This window comes from Paraburkholderia antibiotica, assembly GCF_012927125.1.
Taxonomy (GTDB): Bacteria; Pseudomonadota; Gammaproteobacteria; order Burkholderiales; family Burkholderiaceae; genus Paraburkholderia; species Paraburkholderia antibiotica.
In genome coordinates this window covers 267,411-289,467 of the sequence record NZ_JABBFZ010000002.1, presented here as the reverse complement: position 1 = coordinate 289,467, position 22,057 = coordinate 267,411, and the positions used below count along the sequence as shown (strand labels likewise).

The 22,057-nt window shown below is 65.4% G+C and carries 21 protein-coding genes; 14 read left to right on the top strand and 7 right to left on the bottom strand.

The genetic code is table 11. The features are described 5' to 3' along the window. Nucleotides 1-262 precede the first annotated feature (262 nt). Complete coding sequence (locus tag HHL14_RS05345) at nucleotides 263-508, top strand: hypothetical protein (protein ID WP_169496530.1); 246 nt, start codon at nucleotides 263-265, stop codon at nucleotides 506-508. A 44-nt stretch (nucleotides 509-552) separates the two neighbouring features. Next, nucleotides 553-1,362, top strand: coding sequence for an exodeoxyribonuclease III (gene xth / locus HHL14_RS05340; RefSeq protein WP_169496529.1), 810 nt, complete (start codon nucleotides 553-555; stop codon nucleotides 1,360-1,362). Between the two features lie 301 nt (nucleotides 1,363-1,663). Here xth and HHL14_RS05335 read toward each other — a convergent pair whose 3' ends face one another. From HHL14_RS05335 to motA, 4 genes are all read right to left on the bottom strand, one after another. Beyond that, nucleotides 1,664-1,927: a CsbD family protein gene (locus tag HHL14_RS05335; protein WP_169496528.1), complete on the bottom strand. Its 264-nt coding sequence runs from the start codon at nucleotides 1,925-1,927 to the stop codon at nucleotides 1,664-1,666. Between the two features lie 285 nt (nucleotides 1,928-2,212). Further along, nucleotides 2,213-2,896, bottom strand: a complete 684-nt coding sequence (locus HHL14_RS05330) for a Pr6Pr family membrane protein (protein ID WP_169496527.1) — start codon at nucleotides 2,894-2,896, stop codon at nucleotides 2,213-2,215. A gap of 109 nt (nucleotides 2,897-3,005) precedes the next feature. Then, the gene (gene motB / locus HHL14_RS05325) at nucleotides 3,006-4,091 is read right to left on the bottom strand and encodes a flagellar motor protein MotB (protein ID WP_169496526.1); all 1,086 of its coding nucleotides are present in this window, start codon (nucleotides 4,089-4,091) and stop codon (nucleotides 3,006-3,008) included. Nucleotides 4,092-4,105: 14 nt separating this feature from the next. Then, nucleotides 4,106-4,975, bottom strand: coding sequence for a flagellar motor stator protein MotA (gene motA / locus HHL14_RS05320; RefSeq protein ID WP_169496525.1), 870 nt, complete (start codon nucleotides 4,973-4,975; stop codon nucleotides 4,106-4,108). 383 nt (nucleotides 4,976-5,358) lie between these two features. Between motA and HHL14_RS05315 the strand changes: the two genes are divergently transcribed. Next, entirely contained in the window at nucleotides 5,359-6,771 is a 1,413-nt protein-coding gene (locus HHL14_RS05315; RefSeq protein WP_169496524.1) for a DUF2252 domain-containing protein, read from the top strand. 155 nt (nucleotides 6,772-6,926) lie between these two features. Here the strand turns inward: HHL14_RS05315 and HHL14_RS05310 are convergent, their stop codons facing one another. Next, the gene (locus HHL14_RS05310; RefSeq protein WP_169496523.1) at nucleotides 6,927-7,796 is read right to left on the bottom strand and encodes a polysaccharide deacetylase family protein; all 870 of its coding nucleotides are present in this window, start codon (nucleotides 7,794-7,796) and stop codon (nucleotides 6,927-6,929) included. A 308-nt stretch (nucleotides 7,797-8,104) separates the two neighbouring features. Here HHL14_RS05310 and HHL14_RS05305 point away from each other — a divergent pair, with 308 nt between their 5' ends. The 7 genes from HHL14_RS05305 to HHL14_RS05275 all read left to right on the top strand — a co-directional run bounded on the left by HHL14_RS05305 (nucleotide 8,105) and on the right by HHL14_RS05275 (nucleotide 13,878). Further along, nucleotides 8,105-8,869, top strand: a complete 765-nt coding sequence (locus HHL14_RS05305; protein ID WP_169496522.1) for an SDR family oxidoreductase — start codon at nucleotides 8,105-8,107, stop codon at nucleotides 8,867-8,869. Between the two features lie 136 nt (nucleotides 8,870-9,005). Continuing rightward, entirely contained in the window at nucleotides 9,006-9,311 is a 306-nt protein-coding gene (locus tag HHL14_RS32810) for an oxidoreductase-like domain-containing protein (RefSeq protein ID WP_329601612.1), read from the top strand. Nucleotides 9,312-9,340: 29 nt separating this feature from the next. Then, nucleotides 9,341-10,246: an NAD-dependent protein deacetylase gene (locus tag HHL14_RS05295; RefSeq protein ID WP_206002209.1), complete on the top strand. Its 906-nt coding sequence runs from the start codon at nucleotides 9,341-9,343 to the stop codon at nucleotides 10,244-10,246. Between the two features lie 34 nt (nucleotides 10,247-10,280). Next, nucleotides 10,281-10,898, top strand: coding sequence for a pyridoxamine 5'-phosphate oxidase family protein (locus HHL14_RS05290; RefSeq protein ID WP_169496521.1), 618 nt, complete (start codon nucleotides 10,281-10,283; stop codon nucleotides 10,896-10,898). A gap of 41 nt (nucleotides 10,899-10,939) precedes the next feature. Continuing rightward, a complete protein-coding gene (locus HHL14_RS05285) occupies nucleotides 10,940-11,548 on the top strand; it encodes a DUF938 domain-containing protein (RefSeq protein WP_169496520.1) in 609 nt (202 codons plus the stop codon). Between the two features lie 291 nt (nucleotides 11,549-11,839). Next, nucleotides 11,840-13,249, top strand: a complete 1,410-nt coding sequence (gene gndA, locus HHL14_RS05280) for an NADP-dependent phosphogluconate dehydrogenase (protein WP_169496519.1) — start codon at nucleotides 11,840-11,842, stop codon at nucleotides 13,247-13,249. 293 nt (nucleotides 13,250-13,542) lie between these two features. Continuing rightward, the gene (locus HHL14_RS05275) at nucleotides 13,543-13,878 is read left to right on the top strand and encodes a DUF4148 domain-containing protein (RefSeq protein WP_169496518.1); all 336 of its coding nucleotides are present in this window, start codon (nucleotides 13,543-13,545) and stop codon (nucleotides 13,876-13,878) included. Between the two features lie 230 nt (nucleotides 13,879-14,108). Here HHL14_RS05275 and HHL14_RS05270 read toward each other — a convergent pair whose 3' ends face one another. Beyond that, a complete protein-coding gene (locus HHL14_RS05270) occupies nucleotides 14,109-14,429 on the bottom strand; it encodes a hypothetical protein (RefSeq protein ID WP_169496517.1) in 321 nt (106 codons plus the stop codon). 248 nt (nucleotides 14,430-14,677) lie between these two features. On the opposite strand from HHL14_RS05270, the gene HHL14_RS05265 reads away from it, so the two are divergent. The 3 genes from HHL14_RS05265 to ltaE all read left to right on the top strand — a co-directional run bounded on the left by HHL14_RS05265 (nucleotide 14,678) and on the right by ltaE (nucleotide 17,195). After that, the gene (locus tag HHL14_RS05265) at nucleotides 14,678-14,989 is read left to right on the top strand and encodes a cupin domain-containing protein (protein ID WP_169496516.1); all 312 of its coding nucleotides are present in this window, start codon (nucleotides 14,678-14,680) and stop codon (nucleotides 14,987-14,989) included. A gap of 213 nt (nucleotides 14,990-15,202) precedes the next feature. Further along, nucleotides 15,203-16,015 (top strand): peptidoglycan DD-metalloendopeptidase family protein, encoded by an 813-nt coding sequence (locus tag HHL14_RS05260; RefSeq protein WP_169496515.1) that lies wholly within the window; start codon nucleotides 15,203-15,205, stop codon nucleotides 16,013-16,015. Between the two features lie 172 nt (nucleotides 16,016-16,187). Then, entirely contained in the window at nucleotides 16,188-17,195 is a 1,008-nt protein-coding gene (ltaE, locus tag HHL14_RS05255) for a low-specificity L-threonine aldolase (RefSeq protein ID WP_169496514.1), read from the top strand. A gap of 204 nt (nucleotides 17,196-17,399) precedes the next feature. Here the strand turns inward: ltaE and HHL14_RS05250 are convergent, their stop codons facing one another. Continuing rightward, nucleotides 17,400-18,770 (bottom strand): MFS transporter, encoded by a 1,371-nt coding sequence (locus HHL14_RS05250; RefSeq protein WP_206002226.1) that lies wholly within the window; start codon nucleotides 18,768-18,770, stop codon nucleotides 17,400-17,402. An 821-nt stretch (nucleotides 18,771-19,591) separates the two neighbouring features. On the opposite strand from HHL14_RS05250, the gene HHL14_RS05245 reads away from it, so the two are divergent. Further along, the gene (locus tag HHL14_RS05245) at nucleotides 19,592-22,045 is read left to right on the top strand and encodes a glycogen/starch/alpha-glucan phosphorylase (protein WP_169496513.1); all 2,454 of its coding nucleotides are present in this window, start codon (nucleotides 19,592-19,594) and stop codon (nucleotides 22,043-22,045) included. Nucleotides 22,046-22,057 lie beyond the last annotated feature (12 nt).

Below are 22,057 nucleotides of genomic sequence, written 5' to 3'. Positions count from 1 at the left end.
AATGCGCGACGCGGAGTGGTATTGGGCGCGGTATCAGTGCGTGGTATCGCGCGAGGCACCGAGCGGTCACGGCCGGACTCGGGCGGGTATGCGCGGTGCTAGCCGATGCTGTCTGAAGGGCGCTGAAAAAGGCTGGCTGGAGCCAGAGGCTTTGAGCCGAGCTTGAGGCGCTGGTTTATCGTGCTTACGCCGATCTATCGTGCCGACTTATCGTACCGGCGGCATGGCAACACAGCGCTTTCATCGCAGAGCAGGAGAGCCGATGCAATTCGACTACAGGCATTTCCAGATCGACTGCCGCGCGCGTCACGCGGAAGACGGGTGCTACTACGCGCGCGCGAAAATCACCCGCGTGCCGCGCCGCAACGAGGCATTTCAGGCGCACGATTCGGGCGACATCGATGGCTTCGCGAGCGAGGCGGATGCGCTCAGTTGCGCGCGCTCGTGGGCGATCGAGTGGTGCGACGCGGCGGCGAACCTCGCCGCGCACCAGGCCGGACCATCCTGAATCACTTCGGACCACCCCGAATTACCCACCAGGGAGACACGATCGTGGCGAAGCTGCGGATTGCGACGTTCAACATCAACGGCATCCGTTCGCGTCTGGCGGCGCTGTTGCAATGGCTCGAGCGCGAAGTGCCGGACGTCGTGTGTCTGCAGGAATTGAAAGCGGTGGACAGCGCGTTCCCGGTCGAGCCGTTGCGCGACGCCGGCTATCACGCGATCTGGCAGGGCCAGAGCGCGTGGAACGGCGTGGCGATTCTGGCGAAGAGTGCTGAGCCCGTCGAGCGACGGCGCGGTCTGCCCGGCTTCGAGCAGGACATGCATAGCCGTTATCTGGAGGCCGAGGTTGGCGGCGTGGTGATCGCGTGTCTGTATTTGCCGAACGGTAATCCGCAGCCGGGGCCGAAGTTCGATTACAAGCTCGCGTGGTTCGATCATCTGCTCGCGCATGCGGCGAAGCTCTACACGAGCGCTCAGCCCGTGGTGATCGCCGGCGACTTCAACGTCGTGCCCACCGACGAGGACATCTACAACCCGCGCTCATGGCTGAAGGACGCGTTGTTGCAGCCGGAGAGTCGCGAGCGTTATCGCAAGCTGCTCGAGCAGGGCTGGACCGATGCGCTGCGCACGTATTTTGGCGACGAACGCGTGTACACGTTCTGGGATTATTTTCGCCGGCATTGGGACACGAATTCTGGACTGCGTATCGATCATCTGTTGCTCAGCGCCGATCTCGCGCCGCGTTTGCGCGCGGCGGGCGTCGACCGCTGGGTGCGCGGCGAGCCGCATGCAAGCGATCATGCGCCGACGTGGATCGAGCTGGAAATGGGTGCGGGGCGGAAAAAGAAGAGTGCTTAGTTAAAGTGTGGAACGGGTAGGGAGGGGCCAGAGTTGGCGTGATCCCTCTGCCGTGAATTGCGAATCGTGGGTCTTGTGCGCGCTGCGTTCGCGCGTGCCGGGTGCGGGTCTTGGGCGTGGCGCGCTCGTGTGTGTGAGGGGGGCGCGTGCAGTTCTTTAGTTCGATTGCGCGCATGGCATCCCCTGTTTTTGCACTTAGGCCCAGCATCCTCGTGCAGAGAGTGCTGGGCCTACGGTACTTGCGATTCATCCGCCGGTTTGTCCGTTTGCGTTCCCGCCCCCGGACGTCAACGCACGAGCGTCAATAATCCCGCCCGCCGCGCGACCACAGCGCACCCATCACGAATCCGGCGAGCGCCACGACCGCCAGCGTCGTGAACGGATTTTCCGCTGTCGCATCGCGCACGAGACTCGTCGTATTCGCGCATAACTGCTGCGCCTTGCCGCTCAATTCGCGCGCCTTGCCGGCCATCTGCGTGCCGGTATCGTCGAGCGCATCGCCGACCGCGCTTTGCACCTTGCCCGCAACTTCCTTCACTACGCCTTCCGCTGAATTCGTATCCATCTGCATCGCTCCTGTTGTCATATTTACGTGCGCGCGCGCCGCAATTGCAACGGCAGCGCACAAGGGCGTCGCGCGAGCCGTGCCGCTTGGGCGACGGTTCGCGTCAGTGGAGATGCCGCGCAAGAAGTGCGCCCGGCCACGCGGTGTAGTGCGAGTGTCGCAGTGAGTACTGCGCGATCGCCGCGAGAGGAGCGCGAGATGAGCGTGCAGCGAATGCGCAATGAACGGGCAATCAAGGAACGCGCAATCAAAGCGCAATGAACACGCGATCAGCGCATCGACGCGTCAGCGCCGGCGCCGGAAGTTGATGCCGATAAACAGCGCCATCAGCATCAGGAAGCCGCCGAACAGCAGCGCGGCATTGACGACGACCTGCCTCAAGCCGAGCGTATCGACATCGATGAACGGATACGGATAGAAGGCCGACAGGCTGCCGCGCCAGAATGTGATGCCGAGATACGCAAGCGGGTAGACGAGCCACAGCAGACAGTGGCGCGGGCGCAGATGAAACCGCGGCACGAACAGCACCCAGTAGAGCGCGGTGAGCATCGGCAGCACGCTGTGCAGCGATTCGTTGAGCAGGCGCCGGTACAACGGCGGCGACCACAAGCCGCGCAGCAGCAGGTTGTACGCGATGCCGACGAACACCATGTAGACGACCACCGCCGTGACGACCGTCGGCTGCCGGAAAAATCGCACCCACGGCGAGCGCTGTTTCCACAGCGCGACGCCGGTGAAGCACAGCGCGCACGCGAGCACGGTCAGATTGGTCAGGTAGCTGCTCATGCGCGCGAGCGCGTCGAGCATGGTCAGGCCGCGAGCCAGCGTGCGATCGATCGTGACGTCGGCTTGCGCGAGGAGCGAGAGCCACGCGATGACAGCGATCAGCGCCGCCAACGTCAGCGACGACACACTCGGCGTATGCAGTGGAAGCTCGGCTTCGTGCTGCCGGACAGGAGCGGGGTACATGTGTCCGATTTTAACCGGACGTCGTGCGCGGCTGCGCGACGCATCGCGCACTCGCCGTCATCCGGATGAGGGTGAACGTGCGGATGACGACATAGGCGTGGCGAAAATACTACGGGGTACTACGCGAGGCGGTGGCCGGCTGCGAGACCGGCTGTACGACCGGCGGCGCGATGGGCTGCGCAGCGACCTGAACGGCGGGCCGAACGGCGGGCAGCACCGCACCCTGCGCCGCCGGCTGCAGCCGCGCGCTCACCGCCGGCAGCGCCACACCCGCCGGCGACGCGTCGTCGAGCGTGGTGCGCCCGCCATCGTGGAAGAACGCCTGCTCGGCTGCCTTGTTCAGCACCAGAATGCTGATGCGCCGGTTGGTCGGTTCGTCGGCGATATGGCTGTTGAGCGGCAGCACGTCGGCGAGGCCGCGCACCTGCAGCAGCTTCTCGCTGTGCATGCCGCCCGCCACCAGCGCGCGCCGCGCGGCATTCGCGCGCTCGGACGACAGCTCCCAGTTCGAATAGCCTTCGGGACCGGCGGTGTACGGTACCGCATCGGTGTGGCCGGCGATCGAGATGCGATTGTCGACGTCGTTCAGCGCGGCGCCGATCTGCGTGAGGATCGTGACCGCATACGGTTGCAGTTTCGGGCTGCCCGACGCGAACATCGGCCGGTTCTGCGAATCGACGATCTCGATGCGCAGCCCTTCATTCGTGATCGAAATGCGGATCTGATCCTTGAACGCCTTCAGCGCGGGGCTTTGTTCGATCAGCGCGCTGAGCTTCGCCTTCAGTTGTTGCAGGCGCTCGGCATCGGCCGGCGTGACGGCGGGCGTCGCCGCGCGCGGCGGCGTCGGCTCGGTCTGGCTTTTCGTGCCGACGCCGGGCCGGCTATCGGAGACGTCGCGGCCGCCGCCCTGCACGACGCTCGGTCGCGCGGCGGCGGTGCCCTCGTTGCCGCCGAGCAGGCTCGACAGCGGCGTGTTGAAGTAATCCTCGATGCCCTGCTTGTCGTATTTCGACGTCGAGCCGAGCAGCCACATCAGCAGGAAGAACGCCATCATCGCAGTGACGAAGTCCGCGTACGCGATCTTCCATGCGCCGCCGTGATGGCCGCCGTGGTCGTCGCCTTTCTTCGAACGGCGCACGATCACCGGCGCTGGCGCCGTGTCGGTCTGCGCCGAGCGGGATCTTCTTTCGCTCATCGTGCTGCTCCGGATCAGGCCGACTTCGGCATCCTGGTGGCGCGCACCGCGTCGTCGAGTTCCTGGAAGCTCGGGCGGTCGGCGGTGAACAGCACCTTGCGGCCGAACTCGACCGCGACCGGGGGCGCGTAGCCGGACAGCGACGCGAGCAGCACCGCTTTCACACACTGATACGGCTTCGCTTCGGCGCGGCCCTTCGCGTTGAGCAGATCGGCGACGGGACCGATGAAGCCGTACGCGAGCAGAATGCCGAGGAAGGTGCCGACCAGCGCGCCCGCGATCATCTCGCCGAGCACCGCGGGCGGCGCGCCGACCGAGCCCATCGTGTGTACGACGCCCATTACCGCGGCGACGATACCGAACGCGGGCAGACCGTCGGCCATCTTCTGGATCGCGTTGGCCGCAACAGATGCTTCCGCGTGATGCGTGGCCAGCTCTTCGTCCATCAGGTCCTGCATTTCGTGTACGTTGACGTTGCCGCCCGACATCATGCGCAGATAGTCGACGATAAAGTCGAGCAGATGATGATCCTGCAGCACGTGCGAGTACTTCTGGAAAATCGCGCTGTCTTCGGGCGCGGAGACGTCGCTTTCGAGCGCCATCATCCCTTCCTTGCGCGCCTTCTGCAGCAGTTCGTAAAGCAGCGCGATCAGTTCGAGATACTTGTCCTTCGTATAGCCGCCGCTCTTGAAGCACGACGGCAACGCCTTGAGTGTCTTCTTCAGCGTCGAAGTCGGATTGCTGACGACGAACGCGCCGATCGCCGCGCCGAAAATACACAGTAGTTCGAACGGTTGTACGAGTGCTGGCAGATGCCCGCCGACGCCGACGAAACTGCCGATTACAGAACCGATCACCACGATCCAGCCGATTGCGACAAACATACTCTCTCCGTTTTCCCGCGACGCACGTTCGTGCAGAACAGGCCCTTTTTCAAGGGCCTTTTCATGCGTCGTAAAAGTTCTGCATGGATGGGTATACGGCGCGAGCCGCGTTTGCTGAAGTGGGCGAAACGAGTAAAACGCAATATTTTCACTGGGCGGTTAGTTTGCGTGCGCGCCGCGTCGGTAAATCTGTCCGCTTTCATGGTTTGTCGTGGAGTGTCATCGACTCCACTGCGAGGAAACCCGAGTTCGCGGCATGCGTTTTCGTGCATCGAAACATTTTTACCGATCCGTCGTTCCGACCCGTTATGATCGCGAGGCAACGCGCGGTTCATTCGAGTCTCTGTCATCGCCGCTTCACGCCTTGCCAACGGAGAAAGAGCATGAAAGCCAGCACCATTGCCGAACGGGAAGCACGGGGCCGGGTCGCGCGCGAGCATTCGAAACGCTCGAGTCATCGTGCGATCGGCGAATTGCAGCGCGATCCGATCGGCTTGCTGAAGCAGAGCAGCGCGGAGCGCGTCGACAATCTGCTGCCGCTGCGCTATGGACGCATGGCCGCTTCGCCGCTCGCGTTCTTTTTCGGTAGCGCGATTCTGCAGGCGCACGATCTCAGTTGCGTTCACGACACCGGCCTTGCGATGCCGATCTGCGGCGATGCCCATCTGATGAATTTCGGCGGTTTCGCGACGCCCGATCGGCAACTGGTTTTCGATCTGACCGATTTCGACGAAGTGTCGATCGGCCCGTTCGAATGGGATCTGAAGCGGCTGAGCGCGAGCCTCGTGCTGGCCGCGCGCCAGATGCGGCTCAGCCGCGGTACGGCCGAGAGCCTCGTGATGACCGCGATGAAGTCCTATCGCGACCGCATCGCGCAATACGCGCAACGCGGCGCGCTCGAACTCTGGTACGACCGCATCAGCTTCGACCATATGGCGGAAATTGCATTGACGCCGGAGCGCCGACGCGCGGTGCGGCGCGGCATGGAAAAGGCCGCGAGTCGCACGCACGAAAATCTGCTCGAAAAGATGACCTCGTGCGAAGGCGGCCACTGGATCGTCAACGATGCGCCGCCCGCGCTCTTTCACGTGCTCGGCACCACGACGCTGTTCACGCCGGAGGAAGCCGAAGCGTACCGGCAGGGCAATGCGGGCAAGATGGTCGAGCAGATGTGGGCCGATTACCGCAAGTCGATGTCGCACGAGCGGCGCGAACTGCTCGATCACTTCACGTTGCAGGACCTCGTGTTCAAGGTGACCGGTATCGGCGGCGTCGGCTTGCGCTGCCTCGTGGCGCTGCTCGTCGATCACATGGGCAAGCCGTTGTTCCTGCAACTGAAGGAGGCGCGGCCGTCGGTCGTCGGGCAGTTCTATGGGGCGCCGGCCGTCAGGCACGAAGGCGAGCGCGTCGTGTACGGACAGCGCATGCTGCAGGCCACGAGCGACGTGTTTCTCGGCTGGGCGAACGGCCCGCTCGGCCGGCCCTGCTATGTGCGCCAGTTGCGCGACATGAAGCTGTCCGCGAATCTCGAACTGTTCGACAGTGATGTGCTCGACGGTTACGCGCGGCTGTGCGGCTGGATCGTGGCGCGCGCGCATGCGAAGGCGAGCGGCCAGGCGATCGAGATCGGCGCGTATATCGGCCGCGGCGAGCCATTCGCCGAGGCGCTAGCCGGCTATGCGATGACGTACGCGGATCAGGTCGAGCGCGACTATGAGACGTTCATGAAAGCGCTGCGCGGCGGCGAACTGGTGGCGCGCACGGATGAAGATCTGGTGGCGGATTTTCTGGCGTAGCGGTGGTGCGAACGAGCGGGGCGAACGCGCGGCGCGTGAGCGGGGATGCGTGTGCGTGCATGTGTGGATGCATGTGCAGGTTGCGTGCATGCAGGTGCAAGCGCTGCGCGTCACGCACTACGGGCAACGCGTCGATGCGTCAATGCTTCAACGCTTCAACGCGTCGATGCTTCCACACGCGCTTCGCGCAGCGTGACGAAACGCAGCCGCCGCTCGCGCGCCGCTTCGATCACGCTCGGCAGCACGGCGAGAATCAGCGGCTTGCCTTCGAGCGTCAGCGCGGCATTGCCGTCGTGCAGCAGCAGGATGTCGCGCGCGGCGAGGCCGTCGAGCAGGCGTCGCGCGACCACGTGCGGGTTGCGTTCGCGCGTGTCGTAGCCGCGCCGCGTCCATGCGGCGAGACGCAGATCGAGCTTGCGCAGCACCGGCTCCAGAAAGATGTTGCGCAGGCCCGCGGGCGCGCGGAAAAACATCGGCCGCTCGCCGCTGACGGTTTCGAGCGTGCGCTGCGCGGCGGCGATTTCGCTCGTCAGCGCGGCGGGAAACGTCACCGAAAACGTATGCACGTGCACCTGCGAATGATTTTCGAGCGCATGGCCGCGCGCGACGATCTCACGCGCGAGCTGCGGATATTGCTCGACTTTGGCGCCGATGCAGAAGAAGGTCGCGCGCACGCCGAATGCGTCGAGCAGGTCGAGCACCTGCGGCGTGACGACGGGGTCGGGGCCGTCGTCGATGGTCAGCGCGATCGCGTTCGCGTTGTGCGGGCCGGCGGGCAGGCGCGTCCAGTTCGGGCCGAGCAGCGCGGTGCGCGGCAGCAGTCCGGTGATCGTGAAGATCGCGTGGTTCGCGAAGATCGCGGCGAGCCACCACGGCCACGCGGCGGGCGCGCTCAGCCAGCCGGCGAGCACGATCACGTGCCAGACGATCGTGCCGTTGAGCAGGGCGGAGTTGCCGGTACGCGGCCAGCGGCGCGGCAAGGGCAGGGACTCGCCGACAGGCGGCGGGTTCGGGCATTCATTCATCAAACGTGCTTCCGGTGCGGCGCCTTCCTCCATCCCCGGAAGGCAGTGAATCGCGCGATGCGCAACCGCGAAAGATACCATTGTTGCGAAGCGCCGACGCGAGAGGCGAAGCGGTCAGTGCATCGAATGAAAGCGCGCTGAAAGAACTCGTGTTTCGATGCGGCGATGGCGTCGCCCGGTTTGCGTTGCGCCGATCCGCTGTTGTATGGTGCGGGTCCAATGGACGCGCACGTGTGGCACACGTCCGCGGCATGCCGAGCGCTTGCCGCGCAGCGCGCGTCGCCACCCCATACAACAGGAGATGCGCGATGTCGGAACAGAAAAGCGGAAAAGTGGCGTTGGTGACGGGCGCGGGCAGCGGCATCGGCCGAGCGTGCGCGCTGAAACTCGCGGAGCACGGCTATCGCGTGGTGCTCGCCGGACGCCGCCAGGCCGCGCTCGATGCGGTCGCCGAGGAAGCGCGGGCGCTGCGCGGCGACGCGCTCGCGGTGTCGTGCGACGTGACCGACGCGGACAGCGTCGCGGCGCTGTTCGAGACGATCCGCGCGCGCTTCGGCCGGCTCGACCTGCTGTTCAACAACGCGGGCCGCAACGGTTCGCCGGTCGATCTCGACGACGTCCCGATCGACGAGTGGCGCTCGATTGTCGATACCAATCTGAACGGCGTGTTCCTGTGCACGCGCGCGGCGTTCGGCCTGATGAAAACGCAGGACCCGCGCGGCGGCCGCATCATCAACAACGGCTCGATCTCCGCGCATGCGCCGCGGCCGAACAGTGCGGCGTATACCGCAACCAAGCACGCGATCACGGGCTTGACCAAAGCGGTCTCGCTCGACGGCCGCAAGTACGACATCGTGTGCGGGCAGATCGACATCGGCAACGCGGCGACCGAGATGGCCGCGCGGATGGCGCGCGGCGTGCCGCAGGCGAACGGCGAGATCGCGGTCGAGCCGCTGATGGACGTGCAGCACATCGCCGATGCGGTGCTGCAGATGGCGAACCTGCCGCTGTCGGCGAACGTGCAGTTCATGACGATCATGGCGACGAAAATGCCGTTCGTCGGGCGCGGTTGAGCGTCGCGCAACCCCAGGAGGACGGGAGCGGCGCACGCGCGTTCAACTTATACTGAGCGCTTCCTTGCTCTAGCGAAAGCGCCGCGCCGTGCCCCGAGCCACACCCAGCGACGACGATCCGCCGCCGCAGCCGCCCGTGCAGCCCGAACTCGAGGACTGCTGTCATAGCGGCTGCACGCAGTGTGTGTTCGATCTCTACGACGAGGCGCTCGAACGCTACGAGATTGCGCGGGACGTGTGGCGTAAGCGGCAGGTGGAGAAGCAAGCGGGGAAGCAGCCGGAGAAGCAATCTCGGCAGCGGAAACAGAAGCTGGATCGGGAGCCGGAGCCTGAGTCGCAACCGCCGTTTCAATCGCAATCGAAGTCCGAGCCTCAATCGAAGCCCAAGCCGAAGCCGCAACGCGCGAAAGCTTCGTCCAGCACCCCCCGCACGCTCCGCTGATCCACGCACGCTATTCCATCGTCCCCGTCATGACCGACCTCCAGCTCACGCCGAACGACCCGCAGATCGACCCGCAGATCGACCCGCAGATCGACCCGCAGACCGACCCGCACACGCTCGACGATCTGCATCGTTTCGTGCAGCGTCATCCGCGCCTGTTCGTGCTGACCGGCGCGGGCATCAGCACCGACTCCGGCATCCCCGGCTATCGCGACGACAATGGCGCATGGAAGCGCTCGCCGCCGATCACGCTGCAGGAATTTCTCGGCACACTCGCGATGCGTCAGCGCTACTGGGCGCGCAGCATGGTCGGCTGGCCGCTGGTGGCGCGCGCGCAGCCGAACGCCGCGCATGTCGCGCTCGCGCGGCTCGAAGCGGCGGGTCACGTGCCGACGCTGGTCACGCAGAACGTCGACGGTTTGCATCAGCGCGCCGGCAGCCGCGAGGTGATCGAGCTGCATGGCGGCATCGACGGCGTGAGCTGTCTGGATTGCGGCATGCAGCATGCGCGCGCGACGATCCAGCAGACGCTCGAAGCCGACAACCCCGCGCTGCTCGACGTGACCGCCGAAGCCGCCGCCGATGGCGACGCGCATCTCGAGTGGCACGACCTCGGCGGCTTTCGCGTGCCCGCGTGTTCGAATTGCGGCGGGCTGCTGAAGCCGTCGGTGGTGTTCTTCGGCGAGAACGTGCCGAAGACGCGCGTCGACGCAGCCTCGCACGCGCTCGAAGCAGCCGACGCGGTGCTGGTGGCCGGTTCGTCGTTGATGGTGTATTCCGGCTACCGCTTCTGCGTGTGGGCGCAGCGCATGGGCAAGCCGATCGCGGCGATCAACCTCGGCCGCACGCGCGCCGATCCGCTGCTGTCGCTGAAGGTCGCCGCGCCGTGCGGCGAAACGTTGAGCGCGCTCGCCGGCTTGCTGGCGGGCCACTGAGCGCCGCCGACCCTCCCACGTTCCAGGAGCCCCCATGCTGACGACGATCGAACAGCTCGAAGCCCTCTACGCACAGCCGGGCGAGCGCGCGCTGCGCAAGCAGATTGCGCACGTCAACGACGACTATCGCGCGTTCGTCGAGGCGGCGCCGTTCGTGGTGCTGGCGACGAGCGGCCCGGACGGTCTCGACTGTTCGCCGCGCGGCGACGCGCCGGGCTTCGTGCGCGTGCTCGACGCACGCACGCTCGCGCTGCCGGATCGCCCCGGCAACAACCGGCTCGACAGCCTGCGCAACATCATCGTCGATCCGCGGCTCGCGCTGCTGCTGATCGTGCCGGGCGTCGGCGAGACCTTGCGGGTAAACGGCCGCGGCCGCATCTCGACCGATGCCGCGCTACTGGACAGTTTTGCCGTCGACGGTAAACTGCCGCGCACCGTGCTGCTGATCGACGTCGACGCCGTGTACTTCCATTGCTCGAAAGCGCTGGTGCGCTCGCAGCTGTGGGACCCGACGCGTCATCTCGAACGGTCGCGACTGCCGAGCGCGGGCGAGATCCTGCGCAACATCATCGCGGCCGACGACGGCGGCCAGTTCGACGCCGCCGCCTACGATCGCGAACTGCCGGCGCGCGTGCGCGCCACGCTGTACTGACCACACATCCCGACATCCTCACATCTGACACCCAGCCGACCATGACCGACGCCCGGCAACATTCGCCTTCCGCCGAACGCAATCGCGATCCGATCCTTGCCGTACTGCGCGACGCGTTGCCGTCGAGCGGCCGTGTGCTCGAAATCGCGAGCGGCACCGGCGAGCATGCGATCTGGTTCGCCGGCGCGCTGCCTGGCCTCGACTGGCAGCCGAGCGACGCCGATGAGGACGCGCGCGCGTCGATCGTCGCGTGGCGCGCGCACGCGGCGCTGCCGAACCTGCGCGCGCCGCTCGCGCTCGATGTGCGTCGACCGGACTGGGGCATCGATGCGCTCGACGCGGTGGTCTGTATCAACATGATCCACATCTCACCGTGGAGCGCGGCGCAGGCGCTGTTCGACGGCGCGGGGCGGCGGCTCGTCGACGGCGGCGTGCTCTATCTGTATGGCCCGTACAAACGTGACGGCGCGCATACAGCGCCGAGCAACGACGCGTTCGATCACTGGCTGAAGAGCCGCGATCCCGATTGGGGCGTGCGAGACATGGAAGCGGTGGTCGCGCTCGGCGACGCGGCGGGACTCGTCTGCGAGCAGGTGGTGGCGATGCCGGCGAATAATTTCAGTCTGGTGTTCAGGAAGCGGGCGACCTAGGCGAGGTTTGCGAGGTTCTGCGAGATTTTGTTGGCATCGCCGCGCGAGCGGTCGGATGGCGGATTGTCCGCGTTCCGCCAAAGCGTAGCCGGGATCGAACGCCGCTCACGGGGCATACACGCACGCGCGCACAATGCCTGTCAGCCAGCGCAAAACGGCGCAAGCCGGCGCATCGCGCTGCTCGCCACCAAGCGGCCGGCGCGCATTTCTTTTATCCTTTCACCCTCGACGCCACGCGGCATTTTTCATCGTGCGGCGTCACGACATTTTTTGGACTCTGGAGAATTCAACATGGGCAAACAGGCAATCGGCGTGGTGGGGCTAGCGGTGATGGGCCGCAATCTGGCGCTCAACATCGAAAGCCGCGGCCACGCGGTGTCGGTCTACAACCGTAGCCGCGAGAAAACCGACGAACTCATCGCCGAATATCCGGACCGCAAACTGGTGCCGGCTTTCACGCTGGAAGAATTCGTCGAGTCGCTCGAAAAGCCGCGCCGCATTCTGCTGATGGTCAAGGCCGGCGAGCCGACCGACGCAACCATTGCACAGCTCAAGCCGCTGCTCGACAAGGGCGACATCCTGATCGACGGCGGCAATACGCATTTCACCGACACGATCCGCCGCAATCAGGAACTCGCGAAGGCGGGCCTGCACTTCATCGGCACGGGCGTGTCGGGTGGCGAGGAAGGCGCGCTGAAAGGCCCGTCGATCATGCCGGGCGGCCAGCGCGACGCGTACGATCTCGTCGCCCCGATCCTCACCGAAATCGCCGCGAAGGCGCCGGACGGCGAGCCGTGCGTCGCGTACATGGGACCGGACGGCGCGGGCCACTTCGTGAAGATGGTGCACAACGGCATCGAATACGGCGACATGCAGCTGATCGCCGAAAGCTATGCGGTGCTCAAGCAGGTGGTCGGTCTGTCGAACGAGGAGCTCGGCAAGGTCTACACCGAATGGAACCAGGGCGAGCTCGACAGCTATCTGATCGAAATCACCTCGAAGATCTTCGGCAAGAAGGACGACGAAACCGGCAAGGATCTCGTCGACGTGATTCTCGACCGCGCCGCGCAGAAGGGCACCGGCAAGTGGACCAGCCAGAACGCGCTCGACCTCGGCGCGCCGCTGCCGCTGATTACCGAAGCCGTGTTCGCGCGCGTGCTGTCGTCGCTGAAGACGCAGCGCGTGGCCGCGAGCAAGGTGCTCGAAGGACCGCAGGCGAAGCCGCTCGAAGGCTCGAAGGACGCGTTCATCGAAGCGGTGCGCCGCGCGCTGTATTTCAGCAAGGTGATCTCGTACGCACAGGGTTTCGCGCAACTGCGCGCGGCATCGGAAGAGTACAAGTGGGATCTTGACTACGGGACGATCGCGAAGATTTTCCGTGCGGGCTGCATCATCCGCGCGCGCTTCCTGCAGAAGATCACCGACGCGTACGCGACGGACAAGGCACTCGCCAACCTGCTGCTCGACCCGTACTTCCGCGATATCGCGAAGAACTACCAGGCGGCGCTGCGAGAAGTCGTCGTCGCGGCGGTCAACGCGGGCGTGCCGGTGCCGGCGTTTGCGTCGGCGATCGCGTATTTCGACGCGTATCGCTCGGAACGTCTGCCCGCGAACCTCGTGCAGGCGCAGCGCGACTTCTTCGGCGCGCATACGTTCGAGCGCGTCGACAAGCCGGGCAGCTTCCACGCACAGTGGAGCTGAGCGTTTGAAGAGCTAAGCGTTTGAATTCGGGGCCGGCATGTCTTCAGATAGGGGCATGCCGGCCCTTTTTGCTGTTTGAAATGTGGCAGAGTAAGGCGATTATTGCTGAATTCTATCGATGAATTAGTCTATGAATCGAGAATTCACAACAATTATTGCGAGATAGGAAATAGAGTTTCGTCGTTTTAGGGGTTTACCCTAGGTTTCGACACTTCTAAACTTGTTCACAAGCGCTGAGGGAGAAACAGAAACCTGAAGCGCACTACATCACAACAAGTCCTTGGAGGTTAATCATGAAGACCCTGATTTCCGCAGTTGCCATCGCCGCCGCTCTCGCCATTCCGGCTGCAGCGTTTGCTCAAGCCAACCAGCCGGTGACCCGCGCTGAAGTTCGCGCTGAACTGGTCCAGCTGCAAAAGGCTGGCTACAACCCGGTTGGCGACTATGCGAACTACCCGGCCAACATCCAGGCAGCGCAAGCCCGCGTCGATGCGCAGAACGGCACGGCAGTCGTGGCTAGCAAGGCCGACACCAGCGGCTACGGCGCTCCGGCAGTCGGCACCTCGCAAGCTGGCCATGCAGCACTCCCGGCCAAGGCCGATCGTAACTCGGTGTACTTCGGCAACTAATCGCCGCTACGGGTTGCGCAGAAGTTCGCAGTAGAAGTTGCCGTTGATGTAGCTGTAGATGTGGAAGTACGTGTAGATGCAGAAGCAGTTGCTGTAGAAGCAGACGCCGCCTCGCTGAACAGCGCGAAGGCGGCGGGCAAGAAAAAACGCCGTCCAGTTCGATCGGATGGCGTTTTGTCGTTTACGGCGCGATTGGCGCGCTGTGGTCCCTCATCCTCAAGGGCGCGGTGTCAATGCAGCGTGCGATGCCGCCGGCCAATGTCGTCGAACAACGCGCGGCTCGGCTCCAGCGCGAGCAGCCATGATTCGTCGTAGCCGCTCAGATTGTCGAGCGCTTCGCGCAACTGTTCGATCGCGACCGCGGGCAGCTCGACGCTCGCCTTGACCCCGCTCGACAGCCCCGCGATGCTCGCCAGTTGCACGAGCGCATCGGCGGCCTCGGCGACGTCGGCGGCAAAGATCAGATGCGTGTTCAGCAGTTCGACGAGGCCGGGAGAGGCCGCCACATCGTCGACATTGAGTTGCACGGCCAGAAAAGTGGCTTTGTTCATTCTCCTCCTCCCAGAATCCCGACGTTGTCGTAAGGTTCTCCACGCGGCTTGTTGAGTATAGGCGACGCCCTAACGGTTGCAATAACCGTAAGAATCGGCCGATGGATCGCGTGTGTCGGCTCTGTCGGCTCGTTCGCGCCGGCCCGCGAGTCGCGGGACCTATAATAGGGCCAGCCGCGCAAGCGCCGTCGCCCAAGGGCGCACGGGCCATCGCCGCGCGGGTCGCACCGGCCCATTGCTCATCGACCATGAAGATCATCCGCAGCAGAAGCTTTACCGCGACGCGTCCGTGGGGCGCGCTCGACATCGCCAACATGAACGGCATCACCACGCGTCTGCACTGGACGGATCAGCCGTACAAGTGGCACGTGAACGACGGCGAGGAGGTGTTCGCGGTGCTCGATGGGCGTGTCGAGATGCGCTATCGCGAAGACGGCGTCGAACGTACGACGGTGCTCGAGACCGGCGACGTGTTCTACGCGTCGGTCGGCACCGAGCACGTTGCCCATCCGCTCGGCGTGGCGCGCGTGCTGGTCGTCGAGACGCAGGGCAGCGTCTGAGGAGCGCGGCGGGATGATGGGATGCGCGCGGGATGCGCGGCGGCGTGCGCGTGGCCGTCGCGCATAATAGACAGGCTGTGTTGCCGGGCCGTGAGGACGGGCTGCAAAACGCGGGCTGTAAAGCACGGCTTGTAAGCACCCAGGGCAGGGCGGCACGGCAAATGCTGGCGCGGTCGATTGAATCCGGTTGAGAAACACGTCGAGGAAAATCACATGACAGGACAATGGCAACTGACGGGGATGCGGCTGCTGACGGCCGCGGCGCTCGGCGCGATGGTCGCCGGCTGCACGACGATGCCGTGGGAGAGCACGCCCTTCTACAGCAACGCACCGTCCAGCGCGACCAGCCTTGCGACGGTCTCCGTGCCGGCCGGCTATTACCGCGTCAACCCGGGCGACACGCTCGCCGGCATTGCCTCGGCATATGGCCGCAAGCCGCAGGAACTCGCGGGATGGAACGGCCTGCCCGTCAACGCGCAGGTCGCGCCGGGGCAAGTGCTGCGCGTGTCGCCGCCGATGGGCTCGGGCAGCGTGATCGCGCCGCCGGTCGCGATAGCGCCCGTGGCTCCCGTTGTGCCCGTCGCTCCAGGCACGGCACCGAATGCGGCAGCCGGTGCTGTGCCCGGCGCGCCGGTCGCATCGACGGGGCCGCAGCAGGGCGTGCTGCAATGGCCGCTGCGCGGTCCGATCCTGCGCACTTTCTCGCCGGGATCGTCGAATGGCATCGTGATCGGCGCGCGGCCCGGCGATCCGGTCAAGGCCGCCGCGACCGGCCGCGTGGTCTACGCGGGCTCCGGCATCGAAGCCTATGGCCCGCTCATCATCATCAAGCACAACGATTCGCTGATCACCGCGTACGGTCAGAACAGCCAGTTGCTCGTCAAGGAAGGCGACGCGGTCGCGCAAGGGCAGACCATCGGCGAAGTCGGCGTGGATAGCCGCGGCGTCGCGTCGATCCAGTTCGAAGTGCGTCAGAACGGTCAGCCGGTCGATCCGCTCCAGTGGCTGCCGAAGCCGGGCGGCTAAGCCCCCGCATTTCTCCGCAGAATCGGCGCGGTTGAGGGGATGCGCCGATTTTCAGCGTCGTTTTAATTGAATACACTATACGGCTCGATTACCGGCGCGTAGGCGTTCCCTGGGAGCGCATGCGCGGCCGGCCGCCGTAGGCTGTCATTCAATGGACGCACAGGGACACACAATGATCGATTTGCGCAGCGATACCGTTACCCGTCCGACTCCGCCGATGCTCGCGGCGATGTCGGCGGCCGAAGTCGGCGACGACGTCTGGGGCGACGACCCCACCGTACTGCGTCTGCAGGCCACGCTGGCCGAGCGCACTGGCAAGGAAGCGGGACTGTTCTTTCCGAGCGGCACGCAAAGCAATCTCGCCGCGTTGATGGCGCACTGCGCGCGCGGCGACGAATACATCGTCGGTCAACTCGCGCACACCTATAAGTACGAAGGCGGCGGCGCGGCGGTGCTCGGCAGCATCCAGCCGCAGCCGCTCGAAAATGCCGCCGACGGCTCGATCCCGCTCGAGAAAATCGCCGCCGCGATCAAGCCGATCGACAACCACTTCGCGCGCACGCGTCTACTCGCGCTGGAAAACACGATCGGCGGCAAGGTGCTGCCGGCGCAGTACGTGGCCGATGCAACGCAACTCGCGCGCGAGCGCGGCCTCGCGACCCACCTCGACGGCGCGCGCGTGTTCAACGCGGCGGTCGCGTCGGGCCAGCCGGTCGCGGCGCTCGCCAGGCCGTTCGATTCGGTGTCGATCTGCTTTTCGAAGGGACTGGGCGCGCCGGTGGGCTCGGTGCTGGTCGGCAGCCGCTCGTTGATCGACGTTGCGCATCGCTGGCGCAAGGTGCTCGGTGGCGGCATGCGTCAGGCGGGCGTGCTCGCGGCGGCGTGCCTGTACGCGCTGGATCACGACGTCGAGCGTCTCGCCGACGACCACGCGAACGCCGCGCATCTGGCCGAGGGGTTGGCGACGATCGACCCGGTGCAGGTGCAGTCGGTCGCGACCAACATGGTGTTCGCGCAGTTTCCGCAGCAGCATTGCGCGCCGCTCGAAGCGTGGCTCAAGGAACGCGGCATCCTCACGCAGATGCTGTACGCGTCGCGCTTCGTCACGCACAAGGATGTGTCGCGCGCGGATATCGATACGTTTATCGCGGCGGTGAAGGGGTACTTCGCGGCGCGCTGAGCGGTTCTGTTCGACGCCGATCGCGCCGCATCGGGCGCGACGCGTTGATCTCGCACGAGGCGGCTAGCGCTGTCGCCGCTTCGTGTTTTTCGCGGCAGGTTGGCTGGTGCGTTGCTCACCGTTCATCGCTCACCGCCCACCGTGCGCATTGCTCCCGCCACGTTCCCCACAACGCTTCCACCATCTCCCGCGCGATCGCGCCTCTCACTTCACGACTGTCTTCACCCGTTCCCCCGAACGATGCGATGGCGCGAGCAGCCGCAAGCCGCTCGCCAGACTCGCCGCGCCCGCGAAGAACGCGCCGGTGCCGAGCGCGAGCGTCGGCCCATGCTGGCGTCCGGCGATGCCGAAGCACAACGCGACGAGCGCCGCGCCGGTCGCCTGACCGAGCAGACGCGCGGTCGCGACGATGCCGCTCGCGCCGCCGCTGCGCTCCGGCGGCGCGCTCGCCATCAACGCCTTCAGATTCGGCGACTGGAAAAAGCCGAAACCCGCGCCGCAGATCGCCATCCGGATGCCGATGTCGAGCACGTGCGGATGCGCGGGCAACAGCGCGAGCGACGCCATCCCCGCCGACAGCACCGCCAGCCCGATCGCGCCGAGCAGCCCCGGCGGATAACGGTCGGACAGGCCGCCCGCGAGCGGCGCGGCAAGCGCGACGACGACGGGCCACGGCGTCATCAGGAAACCGGTCTCGACCTGGCTGCGCAGCAGCACGTCTTCGAAATAGAACGGCAGCGACACGAATGCGAGGCCCTGCGCGGCGAACGAGCACACGGCCGTCACCGCCGACAGCGCGAACACCGGCCGCCTGAACAGATCGACCGGCAGCATCGGCGCGGGGTGGCCCGCTTCACGGCGGATCAGCAGCAGACCGAACACGACGGCGATCGCCGCGGCGCTCAGCACGATCTGCATCGACGCGCGTTGCGCCGCCTCGCCGAGCGCGAAGATCAGCGCGGCGAACGTGATCACGTTGAGCAGCGCTGCCACCGGATCGAGCTGATGCTTGCCCTGGGCGGTGTGCGGCAGCGCCGGCATCGCGAAGCTCAGCGCCAGTACGCCGAGCGGCACGTTGACCGCGAACAGCCACGGCCACGTCGCCACCGACAGGATCAGCGACGCCACCGTCGGCCCGACCGCGAACGACACGCCGACGATCAGCGCATTGGTACCGAGCCCGCGCCCGAGCCGATGCGGCGGATACAGATAGCGGATCAGCGCGGTGTTGACGCTCATGATCGCGCTCGCGCCGAGGCCCTGGACGATGCGCGCGGCGGCAAGCAGCGGCAGCGTCGGCGCCATCGCGCAGCCGAGCGAACTCAGCGTGAACAGCGCGATCCCGCCGATATAAATGCGCCGATGCCCGACGATGTCGCCGAGCGCGGCGAGCGGCAGCAGCGTCGCGACCATCGCGAGCTGGTACGCGTTGATGATCCACACCGACGCAGCCGGCGCCGCGTGCAGATCGGCGGCGATCGCGGGCAGCGCGGTATTGGCGATGGCGGTATCGAGCGTGGCGAGCGCGACGGCGAGCATGATCGCGGCCATCGCGCGACGGTTCGCGGCGGACATCGGGCCGTCGGCGGGCAGGGTGGGCGCGGGCGCGCTGACGGGAGTGCTGAGCTTATCGGACAAGGCGTGGCTCGTCGGGTTGGGCAAGCCGATGCGGCGGCCGCTCGATAGGAGACGGCGCGTGGACGGCTGTTCGGGTTGTGGGCGGGTTGCGGTTGCGTCGCGGATCAAGCGTAAGCGTGCTGTCAGGCTGACGGGCTGTGAGCGTGGCGGCTTGTGGCCGGTGCGGCGCAACGCTGCGATTGTTGCAGAGACGGACCGATCGTGCAGGGATGCGAGCAGAGTGGGGCAGCGTTTCGGTTCCTCACGCCTCAGCCCAGATACGCAACTAACGGTCAAATTCGTGCAGCCTCGCCCAATCGAAACCCCTTCGCCCGCACATTCCGCGCGACTGACCCGCCCCGCATAAGCTCAAATTGCCCTGCATGAAAGCCGCCAGATTGCACCACATCGCGGGGAACAAACTGTTGCTTCACGCGCCCGTCATGTGCCGAAAAAATAATCGAAGTGAGCCGCATGAACGCGCCAGGACCCGCAACATCCGCTGCGCCGCTACGCGCCGTTGCGCATGCCAATGCACGCCCCAGGTGCCGCCGTCGCGCGGGTTTGCACCGCCTTCGAGCGTCCGCTGCCGCACTCGCACGCGATACCGGGCGAGTGCACCAGGCACGCCATGTGCGTCGCAATCCGCTCGCACGCCCGGGTGTGCGCGAGTCCTAAAATGTCCTACTCTGATTCTTTAACCGCTTCGACAGGCACGCGCCTCCCGTCCGTCCACACTGCGGTTCGCGTCTGCCCTGTCGAATTACCCGGAGGCTTCGATGACAGCCGTCGATCTGGAATTCGACCAGCTCAACAGTACCGTCGACGCGCTACGGCGCTCAATTTCGAATCGCATGATGTACGGCGTCGGCAAGGACGCCGTCACCGCCCATCCGCACGACTGGCTGCATGCGGCCGCGCTCGCTGTGCGCGACCGGCTCGTCGCGCGCTGGATGAAGACCACGCGCCTGCAGTACGAGCAGGACGTGAAGCGGGTCTACTACCTGTCGATGGAGTTTCTGATCGGCCGGACCTTTACGAACGCGCTGCTCGCGCTCGGCATTCACGATCAGATGAAGGAGGCGCTCGCGAGTCTTGGCGTCGATATGGACGCGCTGATCGAGATCGAGCCGGACGCCGCGCTCGGCAACGGCGGCCTCGGCCGGCTCGCCGCGTGCTTTCTGGACTCGATGGCGACGCTCGGCATCCCCGGCTTCGGCTATGGCATCCGCTACGAGTACGGGATGTTCCGTCAGGAAATCGTCGACGGCGAGCAGGTCGAGGCGCCGGACTACTGGCTGCGCGCGGGCAATCCGTGGGAGTTTCCGCGGCCTGAAATCAAATACATGGTGCATTTCGGCGGCCGCACCGTGCAGCGCGGCGACAAGACCGAATGGATCGACACCGAGCACGTCAACGCGACCGCGTACGACACCGTGATCCCCGGCTATGCGACCGACGCGACCAACACGCTGCGCCTGTGGTCCGCGCGCGCGACCGACGAACTCGACCTCGGCGCGTTCAATCGCGGCGACTACCGCAATGCGGTCGACACCAAGAACATGTCGGAAAACGTCTCGCGGCTGCTGTATCCGGACGACTCGACGCCCGCCGGCCGCGAGTTGCGGCTGCGCCAGGAGTACTTCTTCGTGTCGGCGACGATGCAGGACCTGATTCGCCGCTATCAGCGCACGCACAGCACCTTCGGGCGTTTCTCCGAGAAGGTCACCGTGCATCTGAACGACACCCATCCGGTGCTCGCGATTCCCGAGCTGATGCGTCTGCTCGTCGACGTGCATCATCTGCCGTGGGACAAGGCGTGGAAACACGTGACGCAGATCTTCTCGTACACGAATCACACGCTGATGCCCGAGGCGCTCGAAACCTGGGACGTCGAAATGTTGGCGCGGTTGCTGCCGCGACATCTGGAGATCATCTTCGAGATCAACGCGCAGTTCCTGAAGCACGTGAGCGAACAGTCGGGCCATGACGGCGAGATGATCCGCCGCATTTCGCTCGTCGACGAATACGGCCAGCGGCGCGTGCGCATGGCGTATCTGGCGATCGTCGCGAGTCACAAGGTGAACGGCGTGTCGAAGCTGCACTCGCAACTGATGACGCGCGACATCTTCGCCGATTTCGCGCGTGTCTATCCGGACCGCTTCACCAACGTCACCAACGGCATCACGCCGCGCCGCTGGCTCGCGCAGGCGAGTCCGTCGCTGTCGTCGCTGATCGACTCGCGCATCGGCAAGCACTGGCGCAGCAATCTGTTCGAGCTTGAACAGCTGCGCAATCTGCGCAAGGACAGCGAATTCATCGACGCCTTCCGCGACGCGAAGCGACAGGCCAAGCTGCGGCTCGTGCAGCGGCTTGCGCATCACACGAAGCTGCACTTCAACCCCGATGCGCTGTTCGATCTGCAGGTCAAGCGCATTCACGAATACAAGCGACAGCTGCTGAACGTGCTGCACGTGATCGTGCGCTACAACCAGATCCGCGCGAATCCGGAGCGCGACTGGGTGCCGCGTGTCGTGCTGTTCGCCGGCAAGGCCGCGTCCGCGTACCGGATGGCGAAGACGATCATCAAGCTGATCGGCGACGTGAGCCAGAAGGTCAATCACGATCCGCTGATCGGCGATCGGCTGAAGGTCGTGTTCGTGCCGAACTACGGCGTCAGCGTGGCCGAGCTGATCATTCCAGCGGCCGACCTGTCCGAGCAGATTTCGATGGCCGGCACCGAGGCGTCGGGCACCGGCAACATGAAGCTTGCGCTGAACGGCGCGTTGACGATCGGCACGATGGACGGCGCGAACATCGAGATCTGCGACGCGGTGGGGCGCGAGAACATCTTCATCTTCGGCCACACCGCCGACGAAGTGGACAGCCTGCGCGCGAGCGGCTACCGGCCGCGGCAGATCTACGAGGAGAACGAAGAATTGCGTACCGCGCTCGATCAGATCCGCTCGGGCTTCTTTTCGCCGGACGACCCGCTGCGCTTCTCGGACATCTTCCACACGCTGGTGGACTGGGGCGATCACTACATGGTGCTGGCCGACTTCGCCGCGTTCGCGCAGGCGCAGAACGACGTGGATGCGCGTTTTGTCGACCGCCAGGCATGGGTCGAAAGCACGATCGAGAACGTCGCCGGGATGGGGCAGTTTTCGTCGGATCGCACGATCGGCGAATATGCGCGCAATATCTGGCGCGTGAATCCGCTCAACCTGGAGTGAGAGCGGCGGCAA